20 protein-coding genes are annotated in these 25,271 nt (G+C 39.9%); 10 read left to right on the forward strand and 10 right to left on the reverse strand.

Features of this window, described 5'->3' with window-relative positions; translation table 11 throughout:
* Nucleotides 1–3 precede the first annotated feature (3 nt).
* Nucleotides 4–453: a GNAT family N-acetyltransferase gene (locus NE848_RS09720; protein WP_252112933.1), complete on the forward strand. Its 450-nt coding sequence runs from the start codon at nt 4–6 to the stop codon at nt 451–453.
* Here NE848_RS09720 and NE848_RS09725 read toward each other — a convergent pair.
* From NE848_RS09725 to NE848_RS09750, 6 genes are all read right to left on the reverse strand, one after another.
* A complete protein-coding gene (locus NE848_RS09725) occupies nt 450–1,268 on the reverse strand; it encodes a sterol desaturase family protein (RefSeq protein WP_252112935.1) in 819 nt (272 codons plus the stop codon). The genes NE848_RS09720 and NE848_RS09725 overlap by 4 nt on opposite strands.
* Nucleotides 1,269–1,278: 10 nt before the next feature.
* Entirely contained in the window at nt 1,279–2,913 is a 1,635-nt protein-coding gene (locus NE848_RS09730) for a S41 family peptidase (protein WP_252112937.1), read from the reverse strand.
* 3 nt (nt 2,914–2,916) lie between these two features.
* Entirely contained in the window at nt 2,917–3,285 is a 369-nt protein-coding gene (gene rnpA, locus NE848_RS09735; RefSeq protein WP_252112939.1) for a ribonuclease P protein component, read from the reverse strand.
* A gap of 80 nt (nt 3,286–3,365) precedes the next feature.
* A complete protein-coding gene (locus NE848_RS09740) occupies nt 3,366–5,258 on the reverse strand; it encodes a M1 family metallopeptidase (RefSeq protein WP_252112941.1) in 1,893 nt (630 codons plus the stop codon).
* A gap of 7 nt (nt 5,259–5,265) precedes the next feature.
* Complete coding sequence (locus NE848_RS09745) at nt 5,266–6,951, reverse strand: S8 family peptidase (RefSeq protein WP_252112943.1); 1,686 nt, start codon at nt 6,949–6,951, stop codon at nt 5,266–5,268.
* Between the two features lie 7 nt (nt 6,952–6,958).
* Nucleotides 6,959–7,822 (reverse strand): MBL fold metallo-hydrolase, encoded by an 864-nt coding sequence (locus NE848_RS09750; RefSeq protein ID WP_252112945.1) that lies wholly within the window; start codon nt 7,820–7,822, stop codon nt 6,959–6,961.
* A 166-nt stretch (nt 7,823–7,988) separates the two neighbouring features.
* On the opposite strand from NE848_RS09750, the gene NE848_RS09755 reads away from it, so the two are divergent.
* Nucleotides 7,989–9,857, forward strand: a complete 1,869-nt coding sequence (locus tag NE848_RS09755) for a cation:proton antiporter (protein WP_252112947.1) — start codon at nt 7,989–7,991, stop codon at nt 9,855–9,857.
* A 3-nt stretch (nt 9,858–9,860) separates the two neighbouring features.
* Here NE848_RS09755 and NE848_RS09760 read toward each other — a convergent pair whose 3' ends face one another.
* Nucleotides 9,861–10,619 carry a YebC/PmpR family DNA-binding transcriptional regulator gene (locus tag NE848_RS09760; RefSeq protein ID WP_252112949.1) on the reverse strand — a complete coding sequence of 253 codons (759 nt, stop codon included), beginning with the start codon at nt 10,617–10,619 and terminating at the stop codon, nt 9,861–9,863.
* A gap of 112 nt (nt 10,620–10,731) precedes the next feature.
* Here NE848_RS09760 and NE848_RS09765 point away from each other — a divergent pair, with 112 nt between their 5' ends.
* Nucleotides 10,732–11,088, forward strand: coding sequence for a four helix bundle protein (locus tag NE848_RS09765; RefSeq protein ID WP_252112951.1), 357 nt, complete (start codon nt 10,732–10,734; stop codon nt 11,086–11,088).
* A gap of 24 nt (nt 11,089–11,112) precedes the next feature.
* On the opposite strand, the gene lepA is transcribed toward NE848_RS09765, so the two are convergent.
* The gene (lepA, locus tag NE848_RS09770) at nt 11,113–12,909 is read right to left on the reverse strand and encodes a translation elongation factor 4 (RefSeq protein WP_252112953.1); all 1,797 of its coding nucleotides are present in this window, start codon (nt 12,907–12,909) and stop codon (nt 11,113–11,115) included.
* Nucleotides 12,910–13,198: 289 nt separating this feature from the next.
* Here lepA and NE848_RS09775 point away from each other — a divergent pair, with 289 nt between their 5' ends.
* The 7 genes from NE848_RS09775 to NE848_RS09805 all read left to right on the forward strand — a co-directional run bounded on the left by NE848_RS09775 (nt 13,199) and on the right by NE848_RS09805 (nt 22,319).
* Nucleotides 13,199–14,452: a sugar MFS transporter gene (locus NE848_RS09775; protein ID WP_252112955.1), complete on the forward strand. Its 1,254-nt coding sequence runs from the start codon at nt 13,199–13,201 to the stop codon at nt 14,450–14,452.
* A gap of 6 nt (nt 14,453–14,458) precedes the next feature.
* Entirely contained in the window at nt 14,459–16,027 is a 1,569-nt protein-coding gene (locus NE848_RS09780; RefSeq protein WP_252112957.1) for a beta-N-acetylhexosaminidase, read from the forward strand.
* A gap of 12 nt (nt 16,028–16,039) precedes the next feature.
* On the forward strand, nt 16,040–16,858 hold the full coding sequence (gene murQ, locus NE848_RS09785) for an N-acetylmuramic acid 6-phosphate etherase (RefSeq protein WP_252112959.1): 819 nt from the start codon (nt 16,040–16,042) through the stop codon (nt 16,856–16,858).
* A 99-nt stretch (nt 16,859–16,957) separates the two neighbouring features.
* Nucleotides 16,958–18,586 carry a glycoside hydrolase family 10-like protein gene (locus NE848_RS09790; RefSeq protein WP_252112961.1) on the forward strand — a complete coding sequence of 543 codons (1,629 nt, stop codon included), beginning with the start codon at nt 16,958–16,960 and terminating at the stop codon, nt 18,584–18,586.
* 4 nt (nt 18,587–18,590) lie between these two features.
* Complete coding sequence (locus NE848_RS09795; RefSeq protein WP_252112963.1) at nt 18,591–20,039, forward strand: sodium:solute symporter; 1,449 nt, start codon at nt 18,591–18,593, stop codon at nt 20,037–20,039.
* Between the two features lie 23 nt (nt 20,040–20,062).
* Nucleotides 20,063–21,082 carry a dipeptide epimerase gene (locus NE848_RS09800; RefSeq protein ID WP_252112965.1) on the forward strand — a complete coding sequence of 340 codons (1,020 nt, stop codon included), beginning with the start codon at nt 20,063–20,065 and terminating at the stop codon, nt 21,080–21,082.
* A 1-nt stretch (nt 21,083) separates the two neighbouring features.
* On the forward strand, nt 21,084–22,319 hold the full coding sequence (locus tag NE848_RS09805) for a C40 family peptidase (RefSeq protein WP_252112967.1): 1,236 nt from the start codon (nt 21,084–21,086) through the stop codon (nt 22,317–22,319).
* A gap of 108 nt (nt 22,320–22,427) precedes the next feature.
* Here NE848_RS09805 and NE848_RS09810 read toward each other — a convergent pair whose 3' ends face one another.
* Nucleotides 22,428–24,323: an outer membrane protein assembly factor BamB family protein gene (locus NE848_RS09810; RefSeq protein ID WP_252112969.1), complete on the reverse strand. Its 1,896-nt coding sequence runs from the start codon at nt 24,321–24,323 to the stop codon at nt 22,428–22,430.
* Between the two features lie 14 nt (nt 24,324–24,337).
* Nucleotides 24,338–25,270 (reverse strand): N-acetylmuramoyl-L-alanine amidase, encoded by a 933-nt coding sequence (locus NE848_RS09815; RefSeq protein WP_252112971.1) that lies wholly within the window; start codon nt 25,268–25,270, stop codon nt 24,338–24,340.
* Nucleotide 25,271 lies beyond the last annotated feature (1 nt).

Genomic DNA, 25,271 nt, shown 5'->3' on the forward strand with positions numbered 1-25,271 from the left:
CTTATGAGTAAATTGAAGATCGAAGTAAAAAAGTTCAGTGAATTAAATCTCACTGAACTTTATGATATTTTACAATTACGATCTGAAGTCTTTGTAGTGGAACAGGATTGTGTGTATCAGGATATCGATGGAAAAGATTTTGATGCGTTGCATGTTCTGGGAAAGAAGAATGATAAAATAGTTGCATATACCCGCTGTTTCAAACCTGGTTATTATTTTAAGGAGGCTGCAATAGGCCGGGTTGTTGTAAAAGCTTCTGAAAGAAAATATGGTTACGGCCATGAGATCATGAAAGCTTCCGATAGGGCCATTTCCGATCATTATAACACTTCTCTTGTTAAACTTTCAGCCCAGCAATATCTTATCAAATTTTATGAATCCCACGGATATAAAACGGTTGGGGAAGGTTACCTTGAAGATGGCATTCCGCATATTGCCATGATAAAAAATTAATTTTTGGTTTTGATAGACCTGTTGAAAGGAATCCCGAGCTGATAGCTCAAATTATCAGATGTTTTATCATCTACTATATCAATTCCATAGCGTATCTTTTCGGTTCTGTCGTAAACAAAAGTGCCGAATATTCTGTCCCATATACTTAACATGTTTCCATAATTAGTATCAGTCCATGGTAATTGATAATGGTGATGAAATTTATGCATATTCGGAGTTACGATCACATAGCTTAGAATTTTATCTATTTTCTTCGGAAGTCGGATATTGGCATGCGTGAAGTAGGTGAAAAATATGCTTAGAATCCTGTAGAATAGATAAAATGCGACTGGCATTCCCATAATGATTACGGCAATTAACGCGAAGCTTTCCCTGATAATAAAATCAATGGGATGATGCCTGGTGCCGGTGGTGGCATCTACATGTGTATCACTGTGGTGTACCAAATGCAATCTCCACATCCACTTTACTTTATGCAATAAATAATGAACAAAATACTGTGCTATAAGGTCTAAAACCATGATAGCCAGGATAAGTTCTATCCAAACAGGTAACTCGAAAAGTTTAAGTAATCCAACTGGTGAATTGTTAATCCACATAAATACCCCTGCTGTAAGTATACCGAAGGCAAGGTTTATCAACATTACTAAACCCAGTAATGCAATGTTTGTACGGGCATGTTTCCACTTATTATATTTGAATTTTATTAAAGCGTAATAGCCTTCCAGGATCCAGAACAGTCCAAGAACTAAAGATATCCATACAACTTTTTGCCATGCCGGCATATGTTCAAAAAATGAAAGAAAAGCTTCCATTTAAATATTACTATTTAAGGATTTTAGAATATTCTGAAGGATTGTTTAGAATCTCCTGTGCTTTTGAAATTTCGGGATTATTCTCTGTATAATATTCATACAATCCTTCTTTATAAAAATAGCGTTTTATGATCTCATCGGTTAATAAACTAACTATTTCAGGCTTTTTACTATCCAGTTCCTGTTTTTTAAAGTTGTTTATTTCCGCTTTAATTTTATTGATCTCATTGGAAATTCTGGTTCTTATTTTTTCATCTTCCGCCATTTCAAGCATTTCATTCAGTTCCATTTCAGTGGCGGTTTGATATTCAAAACCGGAATTTTCAATATACTTTTTGAATTCGCTGAAATCTGAATCGGAAAAATTAAAATTCTCAGGATCTGAAAGCTCATGGGAATAGTAATATTTGGTAGCGTAATCAAATATGGCATCCTGTAATAATAAAGCCTGGGTAATATCGCTGAATTCTGAAGTTTCGAGTTTAATATCAGGAAGAATTCCACCACCATCATAAACTTTTCTTCCGTTACGCGTAGTGAACTCATTATAGTCTTCTACTTTAGTTCTGATGGCCTTACCATCTTCATCCCTTCTTCGGTAATCCAAAGCCTGTATACATCTTCCACTCGGGGTATAGTATCTTGAAATTGTGATCTTCAATTGGGTTCCATACGCCAGTTCCCTGGGTCTTTGAACCAGGCCTTTTCCAAAACTTCTTGCTCCCACTATCACTCCCCTGTCTATATCCTGGATAGCGCCGGCAACGATCTCACTTGCCGAAGCACTACGGCCATTCACCAAAACTACCAGTGGAATTTTAGTATCTATGGGTTCTTTTTTAGTGAAATATTCACGGTTATATTTTTCGATGGATGATTTTGTGGTTACTATCAACTCGCCTTCAGGAATAAAAATATTACTCACGTTAATCGCTTCATTAAGAAGTCCGCCCGGGTTTCCTCTTAAGTCCAGAATGATCTTATTGGCTCCCTGGTTCTTCAAATCCTTCAGGGCCCTGGCAACCTCGGTAGATGCTTTGGCGTTAAAACGGGAAAGAACTATATAACCTGAATTATCCTCAAGTAATTTATAAAAAGGTACCGCGTTAAGCTCTACCGAACTTCTTTTAAGGGAAGTGGTCCTTATTTCACCCTGTCGGCGATAAGTTATACTAATGTTACTATCAGGAGCTCCATTAAGCAGTTCTCCGGCATCTTCTTTAAAATCGGCCACACTTATATCTCCAATCTTGATAATTTCGTCTCCGGCCTTTAAACCGGCTTTATCGGCAGGATAATCCTTGTATGCTTCTACCACGGTGATCGCTTCAGGTCCCGCTTTTACCAAAGCTCCAATTCCGGTATATTCGCCTGCACTATTAATTCTTGCTGCTTCAACATCCTGTTCGTTCCAGTAATTGGTATAGGGATCCAGATCGGTAAGCATAGATTTTATCGCGGTATCCATTAAAGCAGCGGGATTGGTCTCATCTACATAGTTCATGTTGATCTCCTTAAAAAGGGTTGTGAAGATCTCAATCTGTTTCGCTATCTCGAAGAAATCTGATTTGAAACTAACTGTTCCAATAAATATTCCGATTAGAACAACCGGAAGAATGATCATTCTGTTTATTCTCTTTTTCATGGCTTAATGTTTTTCCCTGAATTTCTCCATAATCCTTTTCATGCTCGCTTCCAGTTTTTCATAGCTCATTTCTTCGCGGGAAATGTAGATGAACATGAACGCATGTGAAGAAGATAAATCTTTGGTAACAAGGTACTTATTTTTTCTTAAAACTTCCCGCATGAGGCGCTTAATTCTATTCCTCTTAACTGCGGTCTTCACCAGTTTTTTTGGTACGGAGACGCCTGTTTTCAATTCATTTTTTTCAGAATTTTTAATAGGAATATATATAAGTTTAATCGGAAAGGATTTTATGTTTTTGCCTTCCATGAAAAGCTGATCTATCAGCTTCCTGCTTTTTAGTTTTTGGGATCTTCCGAAACTTTGGTCCATACCTCAAAAGTAAGCATCCTGTTAAATAAAAAACCCTTTCAGTTACGAAAGGGTTTTAAAAAATCTCTATTCAATGGATTTTAATTGCTTGAATCCTGATCATTTTTTTCAGATTTCTCCCAGCTATTATTTTCCCTGTTGATATCTGCCATCAATTTAGATTTGTCAATCTCTATGCTTGAGATCTTATCTTTTGAAACAGGAATTTCCAGCTGGTAAGTTGGGAATCCCCAGGCCCAGTCATCTTTCACGGTCCATTTAGTTCCCTCCTCGGCAGGTTTTTCCCATCTCATCATTTGTAATGGAATATAAAAGGTCTCTTCAGATCCATCAGTATAAGTTACATCGATATCCAAAGGCATTGGCATTAATCCTGCTCTTTGAAGATTTATCCTTGTATTTTCTTCATCTCCTTCAACAGAATTGATGGAATAATCTATTGTATTGGTAGTTTGAGTCCAGTCCATTAAGTACCAGTCAAGCTCTGCTCCCGATACTTTTTCGGCTACTCTTATAAAATCGTTTGGAGTTGGATGTTTGAATTTCCATTCATCGTAATAACGATTCAGAGTTTTTGCCAGGTTCTCCTCTCCTATCACATAACCAAGCTGGGCAAGGAATACAGCCCCTTTTGAATAGGCAGCGGCTCCGTACAAGCCGTTCAGCGCATAGCGATCGGCATGGGTAGTTTGTGGTTGTTCCCTACCCGATCTAGCCAGGTAATAATAGCCTCTATAGGAGTTGGTATGAGGATTTGCAACAGATTCACCCATGATCACATTTTCAGCTTCAGAAGAAATATACGAAGTAAAACCTTCGTCCATCCATTCATGTTTACTTTCGTTGGTAGCCAGTAAGTGCTGGAACCAGGCATGAGCCATTTCATGGGCTGTTACACCAACAAGACTTCCAAAGGAACGTTCACCCGTAATTAGTGTTAGCATGGCATATTCCATTCCGCCATCACCACCCTGAACTACAGAATACTGATCCCAAGGATAAGGTCCAATATGTTCATTAAAGAATGCTAATAATTCGGCGGTCTTTGGTTGAAGTTTTTTCCAGTTCTCTTTAATTTCATCATTATCCTTATAAAGGAAATGGAGCACAGTTCCGTCTTCAGCCACCAGTTTATCATGGATGTATTCCGGATCTGCGGCCCAGGTAAAATCATGTACTTTTGGAGCCACAAAATGCCAGGTTAACTTATCGCCTTTCCTTTTCACTTTGGTTCCTTCTTCTTCATAACCATATCCTATTTCCTCTGGATTCCGAAGATATCCGGTACTTCCAAGTATATAATCTTTATCAATGGTGATCTTTACGTCAAAATCTCCCCATACACCATGAAATTCACGTGCTATATAAGAATCGGCGTGCCAGCCTTCGAAATCATATTCGGCTAATTTAGGATACCACTGACTCATGGACAGTGCAATGCCTTCAGAACTATTTCTACCAGATCTTCTTATCTGTTCAGGCACCTGACCTTCAAACTGCATATTGAAAGTGGTCTTCTCACCTGGTAGAATAGACTCTGCAAGTTCCACTTCCAGCACGGTACCTACTTCTTCATATTGAAGTTCTTTACCATCCTGTGTTAGTGAATTTACCCTTAAATATCCTATCTGTTCAGGACTAAGTTCAGAAATACGACTAACGATCTCGGGATTTTCAGAGGTTCCCTTATTCATCGTCATTCTGCTGTCTGGATCAGGGACACTTGTTAGTCTCGCATTCATTTCACTTTCCGGCTGGAATGCGTTAAAATACAGATGGTAGAATACGCGGTCAAGAGTGTCCGGTGAATTGTTGGTGTAAGTAAGTTCCTGAACTCCTGTATAACGGAAGTTTTCAACATTCATATCTACTTCCATTTTGTAGTCTACATGTTGCTGCCAGTATGAGGTATTATTCTGAGCGGTTAAAAGCCCGGTTGAAATAACTAATAAGCGAAAAAGTATTTTCTTCATTTTGTATTTATTTGTTTTTTGCTGTTTGGTCGGCTAAAATTAATGCGTTGTAAAGGTTAGCCATCTTTCCGGAGGTAGACAGTTCCTTGAATTTCTGAGTATTATTTCTTTCTCCTCCAACAATCACAGTGGCATTTGTAGTAAGCCCGCTGTCCATGATGATCTGCTTTACCTGGGCTGCAGAAAGCTGAGGATAGTATCCCCTGATTATAGCTGCTATTCCGGTTACCGCAGGAGCTGCCATAGAAGTTCCCTGCAGAAACTCATATTTATTATTTGGTGTTGTAGACCAGATCTTGGTTCCTGGAGCAAACACGTCAACATTCAGTTTTCCGTAATTTGAAAAATCAGCTACCAGGCCAGATCCATACTCATAATTAAGAGCTCCAACGGTTAGGAAATTGCTGGCTACCTCTGTAGAGTTTTGAGGATCCTGATCGTTAGGATACACTCTTTTCTCATCAAGGTTTAGGCCTTCATTTCCTGCCGCGTTGACGATGAGAACATCTTTTTCAGCCGCATACTTTATGGCATCTATCACCCATTCAGGATTGGTAGAAAAATATTTACCAAAACTGGTATTGATCACTTTTGCGCCATTATCTACGGCATATCTTATACCTAAAGCGATATCCTTATCATACTCGTCACCATCGGGAACAGCTCTCACAACCAGAATTTTTGCATTATTTGCGACGCCTTTTATTCCAATATTATTGGAGCGATCGGCAGCTATAATACCCGCAACATGTGTACCATGCTTGATATCTTCTTTTTTAGGGTCGGGACCGTCTACTTCATTATTTCCGTAATCCCTGTCTGTAATATCATAGGGATCATCACCGGTTTTAGCCCTTCCGTCCAGATCCATGTTGAAATGTGTATCAAGACGGCCAGCGTAATATTCAATAGCTTCATCAAGTTCCTCAAGGGCTTCCGGAATATTCTCATTCACATTATACTGGATCTGGGTAAGAATGGATTTATACTGCTGCATCTGCTGGGTTTCAGGTTTGAAATCTGAAAGCTGTTCCTTGGTATAATCCTCGGTTCCCAATTCTGCAGACACCGCATTATGAGCTGCGGTTAACTGCTCTTTTATCTGAAGGTACTGGTCCCTGGTCTGAACAGATTCGTTATATTCCTTTTCATATTCAGCTTTCGCAGCGAGATAAAGATTATACTCTTCTCTATCGGCAGTGCTGATACTGCTTTCCGGTTTACCTTCATATTTCGGTTTCAACCTTTTATAGATACGGGTATACTCCATATTTTCTTCTACGGCATCGCCAAGAAAATTCCAGCCATGAATATCATCTACATAGCCATTGTTATCATCATCTTTTCCATTCCCGGGAATTTCATCGGCATTGGTCCAGATTACACTTCTTAGATCTTCATGGGCAATATCCACACCGCTGTCTACCACTCCAACTATCACGGGAGAAGGTTTATTATTTTTGATAATCTCAGTATAAGCTTTTTCCACACTCATCCCTGGGATTGTATCCCTGGTCAGATCGGCTCCACCCCAGCCTTTAAGCTGAGTCTCCGAAAGATCGCTAACTTTTAGAGGAATGGAATCTATATTCTCTATAGGTGTAGATACTATCTTTGGTGAAGTACTGCTACATGCTGTTAATATTCCAGCGGCCAGTAATGATAGAAAGGGTCTAAAAAATGGGATTTTCATATTTCTGTTAATTAAATACTTCGTTAAACGTATGGGTTTTATCTAGTCTTACTCCTTTTTCGGTATGTTTCAGAGTAATTATTTCATTATGGGCGTCATGCTCCATGAACAGATAATAATTTTCATCGGCTGCCGTATCCAGGAACTGTTTTTTTTCAGGAAGGGTAAGTAACGGCCGTGTATCATATCCCATCACATAGGGTAAAGGTATATGCCCTGCGGTTGGAAGTAGATCTGCCATAAAAACCAGCTTTTTGCCTTTGTAATTTATATGAGGAATCATCTGTTTATCGGTATGACCATCAACAAATAACACACCAAAGCCCAGGTGTTCATTTTCAGTATAGAATTTATTCTTTACTCTTTCCAGGAAGTGGAGTTTACCACTCTGTTCCATTGGAATGATATTTTCTTTTAGGAAAGAGGCTTTTTCACGGTCGTTTGGCTGTGTAGCCCAGATCCAGTGCTCTTCATTACTCCAGAAACGCGCATTTTTAAAGGCTGGCTCATAACCGGTTCTGTCTTTGTTCCACTGTATGCTTCCTCCACAGTGATCAAAGTGAAGGTGTGTCATGAACACATCTGTGATATCATCGCGATGGAATCCGTGTTTTTTGAGCGATTTATCGATACTGTGATCGCCCCAGGGATAATAGTAGCTGAAGAATTTTTCACTTTGCTTATCCCCCATTCCCGTGTCGATCAATATCAGTTTATTTCCATCTTCAATAAGCAAACATCGTGCTGCAATATCTATCATGTTATTGGAATCGGCCGGATTGGTCCTGTTCCACAGGCTCTTAGGTACAACGCCAAACATTGCACCTCCATCCAGTTTGAAGTTTCCAGCTTCAACGGGATAAAGTGTCATTATGAAATTTTTTAAAAATTCCCCTGCAAAATAGAAAATCTTAAAGCGATTTCTAATTATTTTCCATTCATTTAACAAGATATTTTTATTGAAAGCCTTGATGGAATAAGCTTTCAGAATAAAACATTTTTAATATTTTTAGCTTTTATAAGTAAAGTATAGATATATGATCGAATTAGCAGGAATAATAATTTTAGGGATACTTGCTCAATGGCTCGCATGGAGATTAAAGATTCCTGCTATCCTGCCTTTGATCCTGGTAGGCCTGGCCGTAGGTCCTATTTCAACGCTCTTTACAGCAGATGGATCTAAACTAATTGAGCCTATTTGGAATGGAAGTTCCGGGCTTTTTCCTGGGGACAGTCTTTTTTATTTTGTTTCCCTGGCTATTGGAATAATTCTTTTTGAAGGAGGATTAACCTTAAGAAAAGGGGAAATTCTTAACGTTGGCCCCGTTATAGTCAAACTTATTACTATAGCGGTTATAGTCACCTTCATTGGAGCGGGGATAGCCGCTCACTTCATCTTTGACTTGAGCTGGCAGATATCTTTTCTTTTTGCTGCACTGGTTATAGTTACAGGACCTACAGTTATTACACCCATACTTCGAAATATTCCATTAAAAAAGGATATTTCAGCCATTCTCAAATGGGAAGGAATACTTATTGATCCTATTGGGGCTCTTGTAGCTGTATTGATGTTTGAGTTTATCAGTGCCGGTACCGGAACCGAATTCACTACAACGGCGTTAATGGAGTTTGGTAAGATTGTGCTTTTTGGTTTCACCTTCGGCTTCACTTTTGCCCATGCATTGGCTTTTGCAATAAAGAAGAATGTAATTCCGCATTATCTCTTGAATGTACTTACACTGGCTACGGTGCTTGGGGTTTTTGTTCTTTCCGATCTTTTTGCACATGAAAGTGGCCTGCTGGCAGTCGTTGTAATGGGAATGGTGATGGGAAATATAAATCTTCCCAATTTAAAGGAACTACTCTACTTCAAGGAATCGCTAAGTGTACTTTTAATTTCGATCTTATTTATTTTACTGGCGGCTAATATTAATATCGAAGATCTTTTACTTGTTTATAATGTGAATGCGATCATACTTTTTGCTGCTGTGGTTTTAGTTATAAGACCTCTGGGAGTATTTATAAGTAGCATTGGTTCTTCTCTTAAAATCAATGAAAAATTATTTATCAGCTGGGTAGGCCCAAGAGGTATTGTTGCGGCAGGTATCGCCTCGCTTTTTGGACTTGAACTGGCGAGTCAGGGTGTGGAAGGAGCAGAATATATTACACCCCTTGTCTTCATGATTGTACTGGGAACGGTTTTACTAAACGCGACCACTGCAAGGTTCGTTGCGCAACTTGTTGGAGTATTTCTTAAAAATTCTCAGGGAATCCTTATTATAGGTGCATCTACCATTTCAAGACTTATAGCATCCTACCTGAAAAAGAATAACAGGCATGTGGTTCTGGTAGATAGCAATGGCGCTAACATCAGGAAAGCAAAAGAACTGGGTCTGGATGCCATTCAGGAAAACGTTTATTCTGATGATCTTATCAACAATATTGAATTAAGTGACGTAGGTTATTTGATGGCTATGACTGGAAACACTGAAGTAAACCTGAATGCAATAGAAAAATTCCGTAAACATTTTGGTGAGAACGGATCTTTCAGGGTGGTTTCACCAGATGAGATGTATGATCCTGAAAATAACCCTAAGGAAGGCCTATTCTCGCAAACAGATGATTATATTAAACTTACCAACCTTGCCAGAAAATATCCCTCAATTCATGAAATTCAACTGAATTCAAAAGAGCATTACGAAGGGCTTATAGAGATAAGCAAGACAGATCCTGACATTATCCCTCTGTTTGTTAAGAATAATGAAGGAGAGTTAAGCATTATCCCTTCTAACAGTATTGATGTTGAAATTGAAGAAGGTTACATGATGGTCTATCTGGGGAAACAAATGGAACCTGGCGATAGCGAGGAGAAAGAGAATATTGAAGAAAATATCAATGCCGATTAATTTTTATTCGGCCTCCATTTTAGCGATAAGTTCGTCTGTGATCTCCAGATTGTGGTAAACATTCTGAACATCATCGTCGTCTTCAAATTTCTCAACCAGATCCAGAATCTTTTTAGCATCTTCCACGGGCAATTCCAAAGTATTCATAGGAATTCTCTGAACTTCTGAATTTTTAGGTTCTATGTTTAATTCTTCGAGTTTGGAAGACATAAGGCCGAAGTCGGTGAATTCAGTATAAACAGTAATAAATTCATCGTCTTTTTCGATTTTAGTGGCTCCGCCCTCAATAAGTTCCAGTTCGAATTCTTCAAGATCCATTTCGATCTTTTCTTTTTCGATCACAAACACCCCTTTTTTATCGAAAAGGAATTCTAGGGAACCATTCGTCCCTAAATTTCCTCCGTTTTTGGAAAATATGGATCTAACCGAGGCTACGGTACGGTTGGTATTATCTGTAGTACATTCAACAAAAATGGCAATTCCGTTAGGCCCGTAACCCTCGAAAGTTACAGTCTCATAATTGTCCGCATCGGCACCACTGGCTTTTTTTATGGCACGTTCAATGGTATCTTTAGGCATATTCACACCCTTGGCATTCTGGATAGCATTTCTAAGGGATGGATTCGCCTCAGGATCGGGGCCACCGCCCTCTTTTACCGCCACGGTGATCTCCTTGATCGCTCTTGTGAATTGTTTTGCTCTCTTCTTATCCTGAGCTCCTTTTCTATGCTTGATATTTGCCCATTTACTATGCCCGGCCATCTCTAGAATTTAGTTTTATTGTTCGTAGTTCGGAGAAAAATTTATTAAACTACAAAGTTAAAAAAGTTGAATAGATGAATAAAATTCAGAATTTTATCCTTTTGATGACAGAATGGAACAGTTTAATTTCGAAAAATTAGAAGTTTATCAAAAGACACTGAATTTTGTTGATTTGGTCTATGAGATCACAAAATCCTTTCCCAGGGAGGAGTTGTATGGATTAACTTCCCAATTCCGAAGGGCTTCAATTTCCATAGCATTGAATATCGCTGAAGGTTCCGGAGGAAGTAAAAAGGAGTTTAGTAGATATTTGATTATAGCTTCAAATTCTTTAAAAGAATGTCTTGTTTGTATAACTATCGCGAAAAGACAAAAGTATATTGATTCCGATACGGAAAAAGATTTAAGATACTTTCTAACCGAAATTTCTAAAATGATATCCGGTTTACGGAAGTACCTAAGACAATAATTTCTCCAAACTCCGAACAACGAACTAGTCATTCAGCTTAAGAACAGCCATGAAGGCTTCCTGTGGGATTTCAACATTCCCTACCTGACGCATACGCTTTTTACCTTTTTTCTGCTTTTCAAGAAGTTTTCTCTTACGGGAAATATCACCTCCGTAACATTTGGCGGTAACATCCTTTCTAAGGGCTTTTACGGTCTCTCTGGCGATGATCTTGGCTCCAATGGCAGCCTGAATAGGGATATCAAATTGCTGCCTTGGGATAAGCTCTTTTAGCTTCTCACACATTTTCTTTCCTATATCGTAGGCATTGTCTACGTGTAATAGAGCAGAAAGGGCATCAACCTTATTTGCATTCAGAAGAACATCTACTTTTACAAGTTTTGAAGTGCGCATTCCAATAGGAGCATAATCAAAAGAAGCATAGCCTCTGGAAACAGTCTTTAAGCGATCGTAGAAGTCGAACACGATCTCAGCCAATGGCATGTCGAATGTTAGTTCTACTCTCTCGGTGGTAAGGTATGTTTGATTAGTGATCTCACCACGTTTTTCAATACATAGAGACATCACAGGACCCACATAATCGGCTTTAGTGATGATGCTTGCTTTGATATAAGGCTCTTCAACTCTATCCAGTTTAGATGGCTCCGGAAGATCTGAAGGATTATTTACCAGAATAACTTCGTCTGGATTCTTATTAGTATATGCGTGATAAGATACGTTAGGAACTGTTGTAATAACAGTCATGTCGAATTCACGTTCCAGTCTTTCCTGTATAATCTCAAGGTGAAGCATACCAAGGAATCCGCATCTAAAACCAAATCCAAGTGCCGCAGAGCTTTCCGGAGTAAATACCAGGGAAGCATCGTTAAGCTGTAGCTTTTCCATAGATGCTCTAAGCTCTTCATAATCTTCAGTGTCCACGGGATAGATTCCGGCGAAAACCATTGGTTTTACATCTTCGAACCCTGCTACGGCTTCGGTAGTGGGATTATCAGCTCCGGTAATGGTATCACCCACTTTAACCTCACGAGCATCTTTTATACCGGTGATGAGATAACCTACATCCCCCGTCTTAATTTCTTTCTTTGGAAGCTGTTTCAGCTTAAGTGTTCCCACCTCATCAGCATAATAATTCTTATCGGTATTCACGAATTTGATATGCTGACCTTTCTTGATGGTTCCGTTGATCACACGGAAAAACGTTTCTACACCACGGAAAGGATTATAAACAGAATCGAATATAAGCGCTCTTAATGGGGCATCTACTTTTCCACTAGGTGCAGGAATTCTATTGATTATTGCATCAAGTATTTCCTTAATCCCCAGACCAGTTTTGGCACTTGCAGGAATTATTTCAGAAGGATCGCAACCTAAAAGATCCACGATGTCATCGGTAACTTCTTCCGGATTGGCACTTGGCAGGTCAACCTTATTCAGAACTGGAATGATCTCCAGGTCATTTTCAAGGGCCAGGTAAAGGTTAGATATGGTTTGTGCCTGTATGCTTTGAGCGGCATCAACCACTAGAAGCGCGCCTTCACAGGCCGCAATAGAACGTGAAACCTCATAAGAGAAATCCACGTGCCCGGGAGTATCGATAAGATTCAGAATATATTCTTCGCCTTCATGAATATAATCCATTTGAATGGCGTGACTTTTAATAGTGATCCCACGTTCTCTTTCCAAATCCATACTATCCAGCAACTGCTCCTGTTTTTCTCTTTCGGTAACAGAACCTGTATAATCCAAAAGTCGATCTGCCAGCGTACTTTTCCCGTGGTCAATATGAGCTATTATGCAAAAGTTTCGAATATTCTTCATCTCCAAATTTTGAATCAATTTCCCTGCTCGATTCAGGCGAGTTTAAGAGTACAAATATAGTTTATTTAATACTCTAAAAAAGAAAGATTGGACAACTTGTATCGAAATCAACTTATAGTAAAAATTTTAATAAATTGATATATTTAAATAAAAAAGTAAATTAAGTAGGAAGTTGTTATAAAAAAGTTTCTTTTTTTTGTAAATAGTATTAATTATTGGAAGTTTACCAAAACTAAATTTACGTCTTTTTGCATTAGCATGAGACTCAAAGTAAAACGAAAAATCTATTATGGCTGCCACTTCTAACAACACAAGCAGGTCGATTGTCATTATTGGAATCCTGTTCTTCATATTCGGCTTTGTGACCTGGCTGAATTCTGTATTGATTCCTTATCTTAAAATTGCCTGCGAACTCAATAATTTTGAGTCTTATCTGGTGGCATTTGCTTTTTATATTTCTTACCTCGTTATGGCCATTCCAAGTTCAAGGGTTTTAAAACTCACGGGCTTCAAAAACGGAATGTCGGTGGGATTGCTGGTGATGGCAGTAGGAACAATCATTTTTATCCCGGCCGCGATGACAAGAACTTATATGTTATTCCTGCTGGGGCTTTTTGTACAGGGTACCGGACTCGCAATTTTGCAAACCGCGGCAAATCCTTATATAACCATTCTGGGACCAATTGAAAGTGCTGCAAAACGTATTAGTATTATGGGGATTTGTAATAAGGTGGCCGGAGTGATCGCTCCCATCGTGCTGGGCGCTATTGCATTAAAAGATGCAGATGAGCTTGTAGCAAGCCTTGATTCCCTGACTCTGGCTGAAAAGGCTGAAAAACTTGACGAATTATCAGGAAGGGTGATCACCCCTTATATTATAATGACCATTGTATTAATCGGCCTTGCTATCCTGATCTATTTCTCTGCGCTTCCGGAAGTTGAAACCGATTCAGAAGATGAGAACCTGGAAGAAATAAATAAAAATAAGACCAGTATATTCCAGTTTCCACATTTACTTTTAGGGACACTGGCTCTTTTCCTCTATGTTGGGGTAGAGGTGATAGCTGGAGATACGGTAATTAGTTATGGTGCAGCGCAAGGTATCGAATTTGAAACCGCTAAATTCTTTACCAGTCTTACTTTAGGTGCTATGATCGTGGGTTATTTAATCGGGATTGTAGCGATTCCCAAATATATAAGTCAGCAAAAAGTATTACAAATATCAGCGATTTTAGGTGTGATCCTTGGGGTTGCGGCTATTTTGACGAACGGAATTGTTTCAGTTTTGTGCATTTCGCTCTTAGGTCTTGCAAATGCCCTTGTTTGGCCTGCTATCTGGCCACTTGCTATTGAAGGATTAGGAAGATTCACCAAAATTGGATCTTCTTTCCTAATCATGGCCATCGCCGGTGGTGCAATATTGCCTCTTGGTTACGGGCTCCTTGCCGATAAGTTAGATCCAAAAATGGCATATATCATAGTGATTCCCGCTTATCTCTATCTTTGGTTTTTCGCAGTGAAAGGACATAAAATTAGAAATTGATTTAGGATGAAAATTCAGAAAATTTATCTATTTGCGCTATTCGTAATTTTTCAGGGACTGCTTACTGCTCAAAACACCGAAATTTCCAGACCGGCCCTAATCCCTCAGCCTTCGGAGGTAAAGTGGAAGGAAGGTTCTTTTTTACTGCCGGAAAGAGCAGTGGTTTGTTATAATTCAGGAGCCAAAAAATCGGCTGAATGGCTTCAGAAATTACTTTCTAACACCTACGTTGAAAGTTACATGATGACAGGATCGAACTGTATGGGCTTTTCGATGGAATTAAAAGATGAACTTCATGAAAGTCTGGGGGAAGAAGGATATGAGCTGAAAATCACTAAGAATACGGTTTCCTTCAGAGCTGCAACCAACACCGGACTATTCTATGCCGTGCAAACTTTCAGGCAAATGCTGCCTTCCGAAATTGAAAAGAGAAAAGTTTCTGATCCCGTCCGCCTTCAACAGGTAGAGATAATAGATTCCCCGAGATATGGCTGGAGGGGATCCATGATAGACGTTGCACGTAGCTTTTTTGGTCCTGAATATTTAAAAAAACATATTGACAGGATGGCTTTTTATAAAATGAACAGGCTGCATCTCCATCTTACCGATGACCAGGGATGGAGGATTGAGATGAAAAGCAGACCAAAGCTTACCGAATTGGGAGGAAAAAGCGCTGTAAAGAATGGACGTTCAGGATATCTTACCCAGGAAGAATATAAAGAGCTACAGGCATACGCGAAGGCTCGAAACATAACCATAATACCTGAGATCGACATGCCGGGACATATTTATGCTGCGCTTATGGCTTATCCGGAATTGAACTGTGAAGAATTTTCGAACTTGGAACCGAGAATGGCAACACCGCCCCAGCTTTTTCATGAATATAAGGTAGGTTGGAGTAAGCTGTGTTTGGAAAAGCCCGAGATTTATGATTTCGTAGCTGAAATAATCGGAGAGCTTTCTGAAATCACAACGGGAGATTATATTCACATAGGAGGAGATGAGATAGATGATGAGAGGTATAAGGAGTTCGTGGTAAAGGCCGATTCTATAGTTCGTGAGAACGGCAAGACCACCATAGGCTGGGAAGAAGTAACTCAGGCACCGGTGAATCTGGATTTTATCAGTCAGCGTTGGAACGGCAAGACCGAAAGTGTTGTGGACACAAGGATCATTGAATCCATTTGTACCAATTTCTACTTTGATCATGCAAATGTACCCGGACAGGAAAACACTAATAACTGGTGTCAGGAAAGAGGTGTTTCTCTTGAAGACGCGTATAACTTTACTAGTGACAATGCTAATGTGATGGGGGTGGAGGCACCTGTGTGGACAGAACTTGTGACTTCAGATGATAAAGCCGATAATCGATTATGGCCAAGAACTATTGCTACAGCTGAAGTGGCCTGGACCGCTCAAAAAAGGAAGGATTTTGCTAACTTTAAGGAAAGGCTGGGTGAGCACGGAGCCCGTCTGGATTTTATGGATATAAACTTTTTCCAGAGTCCGGATATCAACTGGAATACAGATAGAAGAGAAGGTGTTTTTTCCGGGTTCATGCCAGAGACCGAATAATAAAAATAGAAAATGAAAAATAAGAAACCAGATACTGAAAAGCCATCGAAATATGACGATCTCGAAAAGATGAGTATTTCAGAACTGCTTTTGAATATCAATAATGAGGATAAGACCGTCCCTCAAAAAATAGAGGAGGTGCTTCCTAAAATAGAATGCCTTATTGAAGTGATCGTTGCAAAGATGAAGCTGGGAGGCCGTCTTTTTTATATTGGGGCAGGGACCAGTGGCCGGCTGGGAGTTTTAGATGCTTCCGAATGTCCGCCAACTTACGGAGTTAGCGATAATATGGTCATCGGTCTCATTGCAGGTGGTGATTACGCTCTGCGTAAGGCGGTGGAAAATGCCGAAGACGATACTGAACAGGCATGGAAAGACCTTCAGGAGTTTGATATTGAAAAGAATGATGTACTGGTAGGCATTGCAGCTTCTGGAACCACACCTTATGTAATTGGTGGAATAAATGATGCCCGAAAAAATGGAATTACCACTGGTTGCATCACCTGTAGTTCTGATAGTCCATTAGCCCGGGCTTCGGAATATCCAATCGAAGTGGTGGTAGGGCCAGAATTTGTTACGGGAAGTACCAGGATGAAGGCCGGTACAGCGCAGAAACTTGTTCTCAATATGATCTCAACCACGGTAATGGTCAAACTTGGTCGTGTAAAAGGAAATAAAATGGTAGATATGCAACTTTCAAACAGAAAGCTGGTAGGTCGCGGTACCCAAATGATCATGGACGAGCTGGGGATCGGTGAAAAAGAAGCCGAAAAACTATTAAAGGAACATGGAAGTGTGAGGAAGGCTATTGCTGCTTTTTCAAGAAAATAATTAGCCGTTTTGAATGGTTAAAACTTAAAGTCCTTTAAAAATAATTTTGAAGGACTTTGTTGTAAAAAAGATAAGTTAATCAAGTATACCCCAAATCAAATGTTAAGACATTCCGTTAGATTCTTAGTATATCTTACCGCGATATTTTTGGCTTCCTGTAAGACCACAAAACCGGTTTCCCAACCTGCACCCCCTGTTACCGAAAAAACTACACAGGATACAATAGTTTCCGAAGAACCCCAAACGCCAGTTGTAGTACCGAAAACCGAAAAAACAGAGGAGAATCAGCAAGAAAAGACAGTTAAAAAGATAGCACCTCCACTGGATATCTATGAGTTCAGAGCGGCCTGGGTAGCTACGGTGGCCAATATTAACTGGCCAAGCAAACCGGGTTTGTCTACAAGTGAACAACAAAGGGAGGCCTTGAAGCTCCTTGACTTTCTTCAGGAAAATAATTTTAATGCCGTTATCTTTCAGGTTAGACCGCAGACCGATGCTCTTTATGACAGTGAACTGGAACCCTGGTCTTACTTCTTAACCGGAAAACAAGGAAAAGCACCTGAACCTTATTATGATCCTTTAAAATTCTGGATAGAGGCAGCCCATAATCGTGGCCTGGAATTGCATGTCTGGTTGAATCCTTATCGTGCTCATCATACTACCGGTGGTGAAATAAGTGAGAGTTCTATCATCAAAAGAAAACCTGAACTTGCTGTAAAACTGGAAAACGGAATGTGGTGGTTAGACCCGGCTAAACAGGGAACCCAGGATCATTCGGCCGCAGTGGTAATGGACCTTGTTAAAAGATATGACCTGGACGGCGTTCATTTTGATGATTATTTCTATCCATATGATTCTTATAATAACGGGAAGGATTTTCCCGATGATGATAGCTGGAACACATATAAAAATAATAGAGGAGAACTATCAAGAGCTGACTGGCGCCGCCACAATGTAAACCATTTTATAAGGCGGGTTTACGATGAGATAAAAACCGAAAAGCCATTTGTTAAGTTCGGACTAAGTCCATTCGGTATCTGGCGTCCCGGCTATCCTCAATCGATCACCGGTTATGATCAGTATGAAAAGCTCTATGCTGATGCTAAATTATGGCTGAATGAAGGCTGGATAGATTATTTTACTCCTCAGCTTTACTGGAAGATCAATCAGGAAGGACAGAGCTTTCCGGAGCTTCTCGGATGGTGGGAACGGGAAAATAACCGAAACCGTCATTTATGGCCAGGCATAAATGTAGGTCTTGGAGGAGATGAAAAGAATATTGATGAGACCATTAACCAGATCATGATCACCCGTGGAATGTTGCCAGAAAGTAAAGGTACTGTACACTGGAGTATAGGGCCGCTGGTAAAACATGATTCCCTGTCAACAGCTTTAAAACAGGGGCCCTATAAAAAGAAAACACTGGTTCCTTCCAGTCCCTGGCTTGATGATGAAGCGCCTGAAATTCCGCAGGTACAAACCACTATAAATAACGAAAGAATTCAGATCAATTGGACACATCCTGATCGGGATGATGTCTTCAGATGGGTGATTTATTTCAAATATGAAGGTGGAAATTGGGATTACAAAATTCTGAACGGAGATCTGTCTTCTTATAGCCTTCAGTATATAGTTGGAGAGAAGAAAAAGAAAATGGAACAAATAGGCCTCACGGCGGTAGACAGGACAGGAAATCAAAGTGAATTTAAAGCAATTATATTAAAATAAGAATATGAGCCCCATTCTGGTTTTTAGTGTAATAGCCGGTTATTTTTTGTTATTGATTTCCATTAGCTATTTCACTTCAAGACAAAGCGACAACGTCACCTTCTTTACTGCCAACCGGCAGTCTCCCTGGTTCCTGGTAGCCTTTGGTATGGTGGGAGCCACACTTTCAGGAGTTACTTTTATTTCGGTCCCGGGAGAAGTGGGGAATTCAAACTGGACCTATTTACAATTTGTGATGGGTAACATGGTGGGATATGCAGTGATAGCACTCGTGCTTATACCACTTTTTTATAAGCTGAAACTGGTTTCAATCTATGAATACCTGAAGAACAGGTTCGGGAAAAGATCTTATCTCGCGGGGTCTTCCTTTTTCATTATTTCGCAGACCATAGGTGCCTCTTTCAGGTTATTCCTGGCGGCCGTTGTATTGCAAATAGCTTTTTTTGACGCATTTGGAATCCCTTTTTATGTTACTGTTCTTACTACCATCGCCTTAATATGGCTTTATACTTATAGAGGCGGGATCAAAACGATTGTATGGACCGATACGCTTCAAACTACATTCCTGTTACTTGCGGTAATTATCAGTATTGTGGTGATAGTGAATCATATGGATTTAAAGGCCGCAGAAGTTTTTAGTGTAGTATCAAAAAGTGAAATGTCTGGGATCTTTGACTGGGATTGGAGGTCAGACAGGAACTTTTACAAAACCTTTCTTGCCGGGATCTTTATTACCATCGCCATGAATGGTCTAGATCAGAACATTATGCAGAAGAATCTTACCTGTCGGAATAAAAGTGATGCCCAAAAGAATATTTTCTGGTTTTCATTGACCTTTTTCTTTTCAACTCTTTTATTTCTGGCCCTGGGAGTGCTTTTATATAAATTTGCGATAGATCAACAGATAAGCTTACCCGAACGTAGTGATGAAGTTTACCCATTACTCGCTTTGAATGAGTTCGGACTTTTGGCCGGAATCGTTTTTTTACTGGGAATAACAGCAGCCGCTTTTTCCAGTGCCGATTCTGCATTAACAGCTCTTACCACTTCATTTTGTGTAGATATCCTGGATATAGAAAAGAAAAAGACCGATCAGAAAAAGACCCGGATGCTGGTTCATATTGGTTTCACTCTGCTGATGTTTATCGTTATCATTATTTTCAATGCTATTAATGATACTAGTGTAGTAAGCGCGGTTTTTAAAGTGGCGGGCTTCACCTACGGGCCGTTATTAGGATTGTTTGCTTTCGGGCTGCTTACAAAGCGGCCGGTCAAGGATCGTTTTGTGCCTGTTGTGTGTATTTTATCGCCTGTGATTTCTATTGTTCTAGATCTTAATTCAGCTGAATGGTTTTATGGATATCAATTCGGATTTGAGATTTTACTGGTGAATGCGACGATCACGTTTTTAGGTCTATGGGGGTTATATGATAAAAGACCTGGATTCCATTAATTATAGACTAATAATGAAATGCAATGCAGCTGAACTATTATCCTTTTGAACTTGAATTAAAAAATACTTTTACCATTAGTCATGGCTCCAGGGATTTTCAGCCTAGCCTGATCGTGGCGCTTTCTGATGGAGGTTATACCGGATACGGTGAGGCTGCAGCAACCTCATATTACGGAGTGAGTGTCGACAAAATGATAGCTTCAATAAAAGGAGTAGAAAAGATAGTAGCCGAAAATATTCAGCTTTCGCCTGAAGAACTATGGGAGCTTACCTTTCCCCACTTAAAGAATGATCCGTTCGCGCAGTGTGCCCTTGATATCGCAATGCATGACCTGCATGGAAAAAGAAATGAGCTTCCACTTTACAAAATGTGGGGATTAAAACTTGAAGATTTACCGCTGACGAATTATACTATTGGAATAGATTCTGTGGAAATGATGATCCAGAAAATGAAGGAATTTCCATGGGCACTCTATAAGATCAAGCTTGGGACCGATCATGATGTGGAAATAGTAAAGGAATTAAGGAAACACACTGATGCCATTTTCAGGCTTGATGCCAATGCTGCCTGGACAGCTTCTCAGGCCATAGAAAACAGTTATAAGCTTAAAGATCTGGGCGTGGAATTTCTGGAGCAACCCTTGCATCCCGAAGATATTGAAGGCATGAAAAAGCTTTATAAGGAATCGGCATTGCCTCTTATTGCAGACGAAAGTTGCATCGTGGAAGAGGATGTGAAGAAATGCGCTTCCTATTTCCACGGAGTGAATATAAAGCTTACTAAATGCACGGGCCTTACTCCCGGAAAAAGAATGGTAAAACAGGCTCGCGAATTGGGCTTAAAGGTAATGGTTGGTTGTATGACAGAATCTACCGTGGGTATTTCGGCAATCGCACATTTATTACCTTTACTGGATTACGTGGATATGGATGGAGCCATGTTATTGAAATCTGATGTTGCCGATGGAGTAAAGGTTTACGATGAAAAAGTACATTTTCCCGAATGTAATGGAACGGGTGCTAAACTGATAAAATTTGAATAAAATGAACATACATATGATAAAGAGACTGAATTATCTGTTCCTGTTAATGCTGTTGATCCTGGCGTCGTGTGAGGAAAAACATGAGGAAGAGATTAACGAAACCGATCCGGTAATTGCTGAGGTAAAGAAGGAATATGCTCCTGATGGTCGCGTTGCCTTGTTTGATATCGAAACCAAAAAGCAAGGGGGTGCTTATATCCTGAAAGGAGAATCTAATCTGCCCAATGCTGTTGAGGATCTTAAGAACAGGCTTAAAGTTGAAAATATTGAGTTTGCTGACAGTATTCAGATGTTGCCTGATGAAAAAGGCCTTGAAGGTAAAACCATGGGAGTGGTAAAGATTTCTGTTGCTAACCTTCGCGATGAACCCAAGCATTCGGCCCAGCTGGTTACACAGGCTACCATGGGGATGCCGTTAAAAGTCTATAAAAAGGAGGGAAGCTGGTATTATGTACAGACTCCGGATGATTACCTGGCATGGGTGGATTATGGCGGAATAGAGAATATGACTAAGCAAGAATTTTCGGAATGGAAGAAAACAGATAAACTTATCTTCCTTGAAGCTTTTGGCGCTTCTTATAAAGAAGCTAATTCGTCTTCTCCAGTTGTAGGCGATCTTGTTGCCGGGGACGTTTTAGAGCTTGTAAGCGAACAAAATGCTTTTTATGAGGCAAAGTATCCCAATGGCAAGAAAGCTTTTGTAAACAAATCTGAAGCCAAGCCTTACGCTGAATGGCTCACTTCTTTAGACCAGGAAAAAGAAAGTCTGGTAGAAACAGGTAAAGAACTGATGGGACTTCCTTATTTGTGGGGAGGCACATCGCCTAAAGGAGTGGATTGCAGTGGTTTTACCAAAACCGTTTATTTCCTTAACGGAATGGTCTTGCCAAGGGATGCCTCCCAACAGGTTCATACCGGGAAACTGGTAGATACCACCAGAAACTTTGAAAATCTTATAGCCGGTGATCTTCTTTTCTTTGGAAGGCCGGCAACAAACTCTACCTCAGAAAGAGTCGTACATGTTGGAATGTGGATAGGGGATAATAAATTCATCCATTCAATGGGAGAGGTGCATATCAGCAATTTTGACACCACTGCATCTGATTTTGATGATTATAATTATAACCGATACTTAAGAACGAAAAGGGTGTTAGATCAGGAAAACAATCAGATTATATACCTAAGCGAAGAGGATATTTTTACTGATGGTTCTTCAAAGATTTCTTCAGAAGAATGAGCGGAGAGCTCCGGAATTTTAATTAATAGTTCAGTTTTATAAAGCAAAAACCCCCGGGGAAAATCCTTCGGGGGTTTTTAATTAACACAATTATTAACCTAACTAAAACTATTTCCATTTTAATAGCACGACCTTTCCATCCATAGTCGCGGCTACAAGTTTTTTTCGTGATAGAAGATTTATGGTATTTACCATAGAATTATCAATTTTGAACTTCCAATTGACCTCTTTTTGATCTGTATTTACACTAAATACCACGCCGTTTCGACCCCCAAAGAAAATATCTCCTTTTCTCTCGATCAACATCGAAGGGACATGATCGTAGCCATAATCAAGGTCTTTTTTCCATGATAATTCAGAGTTTTTTCCAAGGGCTTTGAAAGCTACAAGGGTATCGTTCATGGTTTTGGCATAAAGGCTCTTTTTATCTCTTGAAATCCCCACAGATTCTCTCACCTTTGCTTCATTACTACGCCATAAAGTTTCTCCGGTTTCGCCATTTATAGCAGTGATAAACCTGTCTGGAGCAACAATATATATTGAGCCATTTGCAGCTACCGGAATTACCATGGCAGGAGAGAACATCCGGTTTGCTGAACCATTGGTCCATTTCCAGGCTAATTCTCCGGTTTTTATATCCAGAGCATACAAATGTTTATCCCAGGCACCGAAGATTACCTTATGATCATAAATAAGCGGCTTACTAACCACTGGTCCGTTAAGTCCCGAAAACTTCCAGATCTCTTTACCGTTTCTGGCATCAATGGCTCTGAAACTTCCGTCGCTCCCGCCTATATAGATCACTCCTTTGTTTATTATTGGTGAACCAAGGACAGATGCCTCAAACTTTAATTTCCAGTTCAGGCTTCCATTTTCGGAATTCAGACTATATATATTCCCATCACCTGAGCCGAGAATTACATTGTCCTTATAGACCGCCGGAGAGGAGAAGATCCCTCCTTTGGTCTCAAAATTCCAGATCTTTTTCCCTGTGTCTTCAGATAATGCTTCAACAAGCCCGGTGCTATTACCAAAGATCACTTTTCCGTTAGTAACGGCAGGGGTGGAGATTACATTGGCATCAGAATGATATTCCCAGGCCTTCTGTACCTGTGGAAAGGAGTCATTCACCTTATAGGAAGGCCTTTCATAATCTGATCTTACCTTATAATTTCTTTTGCCCAGTTCCACACTATTCCATGCTTTATGGGTCTCACCGCCTGGAGTTCTTTCATATATATTTGCAACCTCATTGGTCACTTCAATAATGTTATAACCTCCCACTTCCTTATTAGCTCTTAAGTTGGAGCGGCCCATGATCCCGGGAATCCCTTCAAAGTCGAAAGCTTTGTTGCGGTGGCCATGACCGCAAATGGCGAACTGAGTATTGTACTCCTTCAGTCTTTCGGTGATTTCAAACCAGTTATCCAGACTGTTGTCTATTGGATAATGATTCACAAAAATGATTGGCTGATCTTTAGGCGTTTTCTTAAGAACCTGGTCTAACCAGACTATTGCATCCCTTGGAATATGTCCGTCAGACATCCTTACATAAGGCCCTGAAGCGCAGCCAATGAATTTGTATCCTTTATGTTCGAAACTGAATTTGTCATATCCAAATTCAGTTATAAATGTTACTCCACCAGATTCTGACCAGCCTGTATCATGATTTCCCGGGACAACATAGTAAGGGATATTTAACTTTTCCAGGATTTCCTTTGCCAGGGCAAGCTCTTCATCGGTTCCCATTTCGGTGATGTCCCCGGTAACGATTACAAAATCGAGACTGTCCTGTGAATTTATATCAGAAACTGTGCGGTTAAGGTCCTCTTCCGATATCCCTGCACCGATGTGGGTATCTGAAACATGAGCGAATCTAAAATTCTGAGCATAGACCCCAAATGCCGATAATAGCAAGATTAGGAGCAGGACCAGACTTATATTTCTTTTTATTCTGGATCCCAGTAAATTAATAAGAATTATGATTCTTTTAATATGTGCCATTATGTATGTCCTGACTATAAATATTTCTGATAAAGATTATAAAGCACCTTCAGCTCATAATCTGTGAATTCTGCATTTATATTTTCCTGAATAAAATGAAGCTTAAAAGCTTTGATAGCCGCTTCGGGATCTGAAATGTCATAGCCTATGACCCTTAAAGCAAGCAGGGGATCAAAGTTTTGAGGAACGATTAAAGAGCTATCTATAGCTTGCTTTGGTAATGGTTGGGTCCTGAGATCTAAAGTGTCATTAGATTTTATGCTTTCATCCCGAATCGTATCCTTATCCAAATGGAGTTTCTTAACCTCTTCGGTATCATACCAAAGCCCATAACCTTCCTCTGCAAGTTTTTTCCAGGGAAAATTGGCATTAGGATCTACTTTTCGGGTGGGCGCTATATCTGAATGGCCTATGAAATTTTCTGTAGGGATGCCATATTTCTCCTTTAAATTCTTCAAAAGATCTAACAAGCTGTTTATCTGGGCATAGGTGAACTCTTCATCACCATCATTATCCAGCTCGATTCCTATAGAGGTTGAATTGAGATCGGTGTTATTCCCCCATTTTCCCACTCCGCCATGCCATGCACGGAAATAATCATTAAGCATATGAAAAACCTCACCTTTATCACTAATCACATAATGGGCGCTTACCTGGGTCCTTGGAATTGTAAAGGTATTCAGTGTCTGTCTTACGGAGTCTTGTGCAGTGTGATGAATAACCACATAATTTGGTCTCCTTAGATTGAAATTTGTAGTGCCCACAGGGTAGGGGCCGTAATTCACCTGGGAAGGGGAATCCTCCTGTTCCATGGGGAAAACTCGCAATTCCTTAGCGTAACGTTTCAGTTGTTTTTTATGAATCCTATTGGTCTTCCTGTAGGGATTAGGGCTACAGGCCGTTAGAAGAAGGATGAAAATCCCTAAAATAGAAAATGATATTCTCATC

It is taken from the genome of Gramella jeungdoensis (assembly GCF_023805255.1).
Lineage (GTDB): Bacteria > Bacteroidota > Bacteroidia > Flavobacteriales > Flavobacteriaceae > Christiangramia > Christiangramia jeungdoensis.

Coding starts and splice junctions, on each gene's coding strand:
- NE848_RS09790 (WP_252112961.1), top strand. CDS start 16,958: ATGTTAAGACATTCCGTTAGATTCTTAGTATATCTTACCGCGATATTT.
- lepA (WP_252112953.1), bottom strand. CDS start 12,909: ATGAAGAATATTCGAAACTTTTGCATAATAGCTCATATTGACCACGGG.
- NE848_RS09750 (WP_252112945.1), bottom strand. CDS start 7,822: ATGACACTTTATCCCGTTGAAGCTGGAAACTTCAAACTGGATGGAGGT.
- NE848_RS09745 (WP_252112943.1), bottom strand. CDS start 6,951: ATGAAAATCCCATTTTTTAGACCCTTTCTATCATTACTGGCCGCTGGA.
- NE848_RS09780 (WP_252112957.1), top strand. CDS start 14,459: ATGAAAATTCAGAAAATTTATCTATTTGCGCTATTCGTAATTTTTCAG.
- NE848_RS09755 (WP_252112947.1), top strand. CDS start 7,989: ATGATCGAATTAGCAGGAATAATAATTTTAGGGATACTTGCTCAATGG.
- rnpA (WP_252112939.1), bottom strand. CDS start 3,285: ATGGACCAAAGTTTCGGAAGATCCCAAAAACTAAAAAGCAGGAAGCTG.
- NE848_RS09810 (WP_252112969.1), bottom strand. CDS start 24,323: ATGGCACATATTAAAAGAATCATAATTCTTATTAATTTACTGGGATCC.
- NE848_RS09775 (WP_252112955.1), top strand. CDS start 13,199: ATGGCTGCCACTTCTAACAACACAAGCAGGTCGATTGTCATTATTGGA.
- NE848_RS09760 (WP_252112949.1), bottom strand. CDS start 10,619: ATGGCCGGGCATAGTAAATGGGCAAATATCAAGCATAGAAAAGGAGCT.
- NE848_RS09730 (WP_252112937.1), bottom strand. CDS start 2,913: ATGAAAAAGAGAATAAACAGAATGATCATTCTTCCGGTTGTTCTAATC.
- NE848_RS09805 (WP_252112967.1), top strand. CDS start 21,084: ATGAACATACATATGATAAAGAGACTGAATTATCTGTTCCTGTTAATG.
- NE848_RS09725 (WP_252112935.1), bottom strand. CDS start 1,268: ATGGAAGCTTTTCTTTCATTTTTTGAACATATGCCGGCATGGCAAAAA.
- NE848_RS09720 (WP_252112933.1), top strand. CDS start 4: ATGAGTAAATTGAAGATCGAAGTAAAAAAGTTCAGTGAATTAAATCTC.
- NE848_RS09800 (WP_252112965.1), top strand. CDS start 20,063: ATGCAGCTGAACTATTATCCTTTTGAACTTGAATTAAAAAATACTTTT.
- NE848_RS09765 (WP_252112951.1), top strand. CDS start 10,732: ATGGAACAGTTTAATTTCGAAAAATTAGAAGTTTATCAAAAGACACTG.
- NE848_RS09740 (WP_252112941.1), bottom strand. CDS start 5,258: ATGAAGAAAATACTTTTTCGCTTATTAGTTATTTCAACCGGGCTTTTA.
- NE848_RS09795 (WP_252112963.1), top strand. CDS start 18,591: ATGAGCCCCATTCTGGTTTTTAGTGTAATAGCCGGTTATTTTTTGTTA.
- murQ (WP_252112959.1), top strand. CDS start 16,040: ATGAAAAATAAGAAACCAGATACTGAAAAGCCATCGAAATATGACGAT.
- NE848_RS09815 (WP_252112971.1), bottom strand. CDS start 25,270: ATGAGAATATCATTTTCTATTTTAGGGATTTTCATCCTTCTTCTAACG.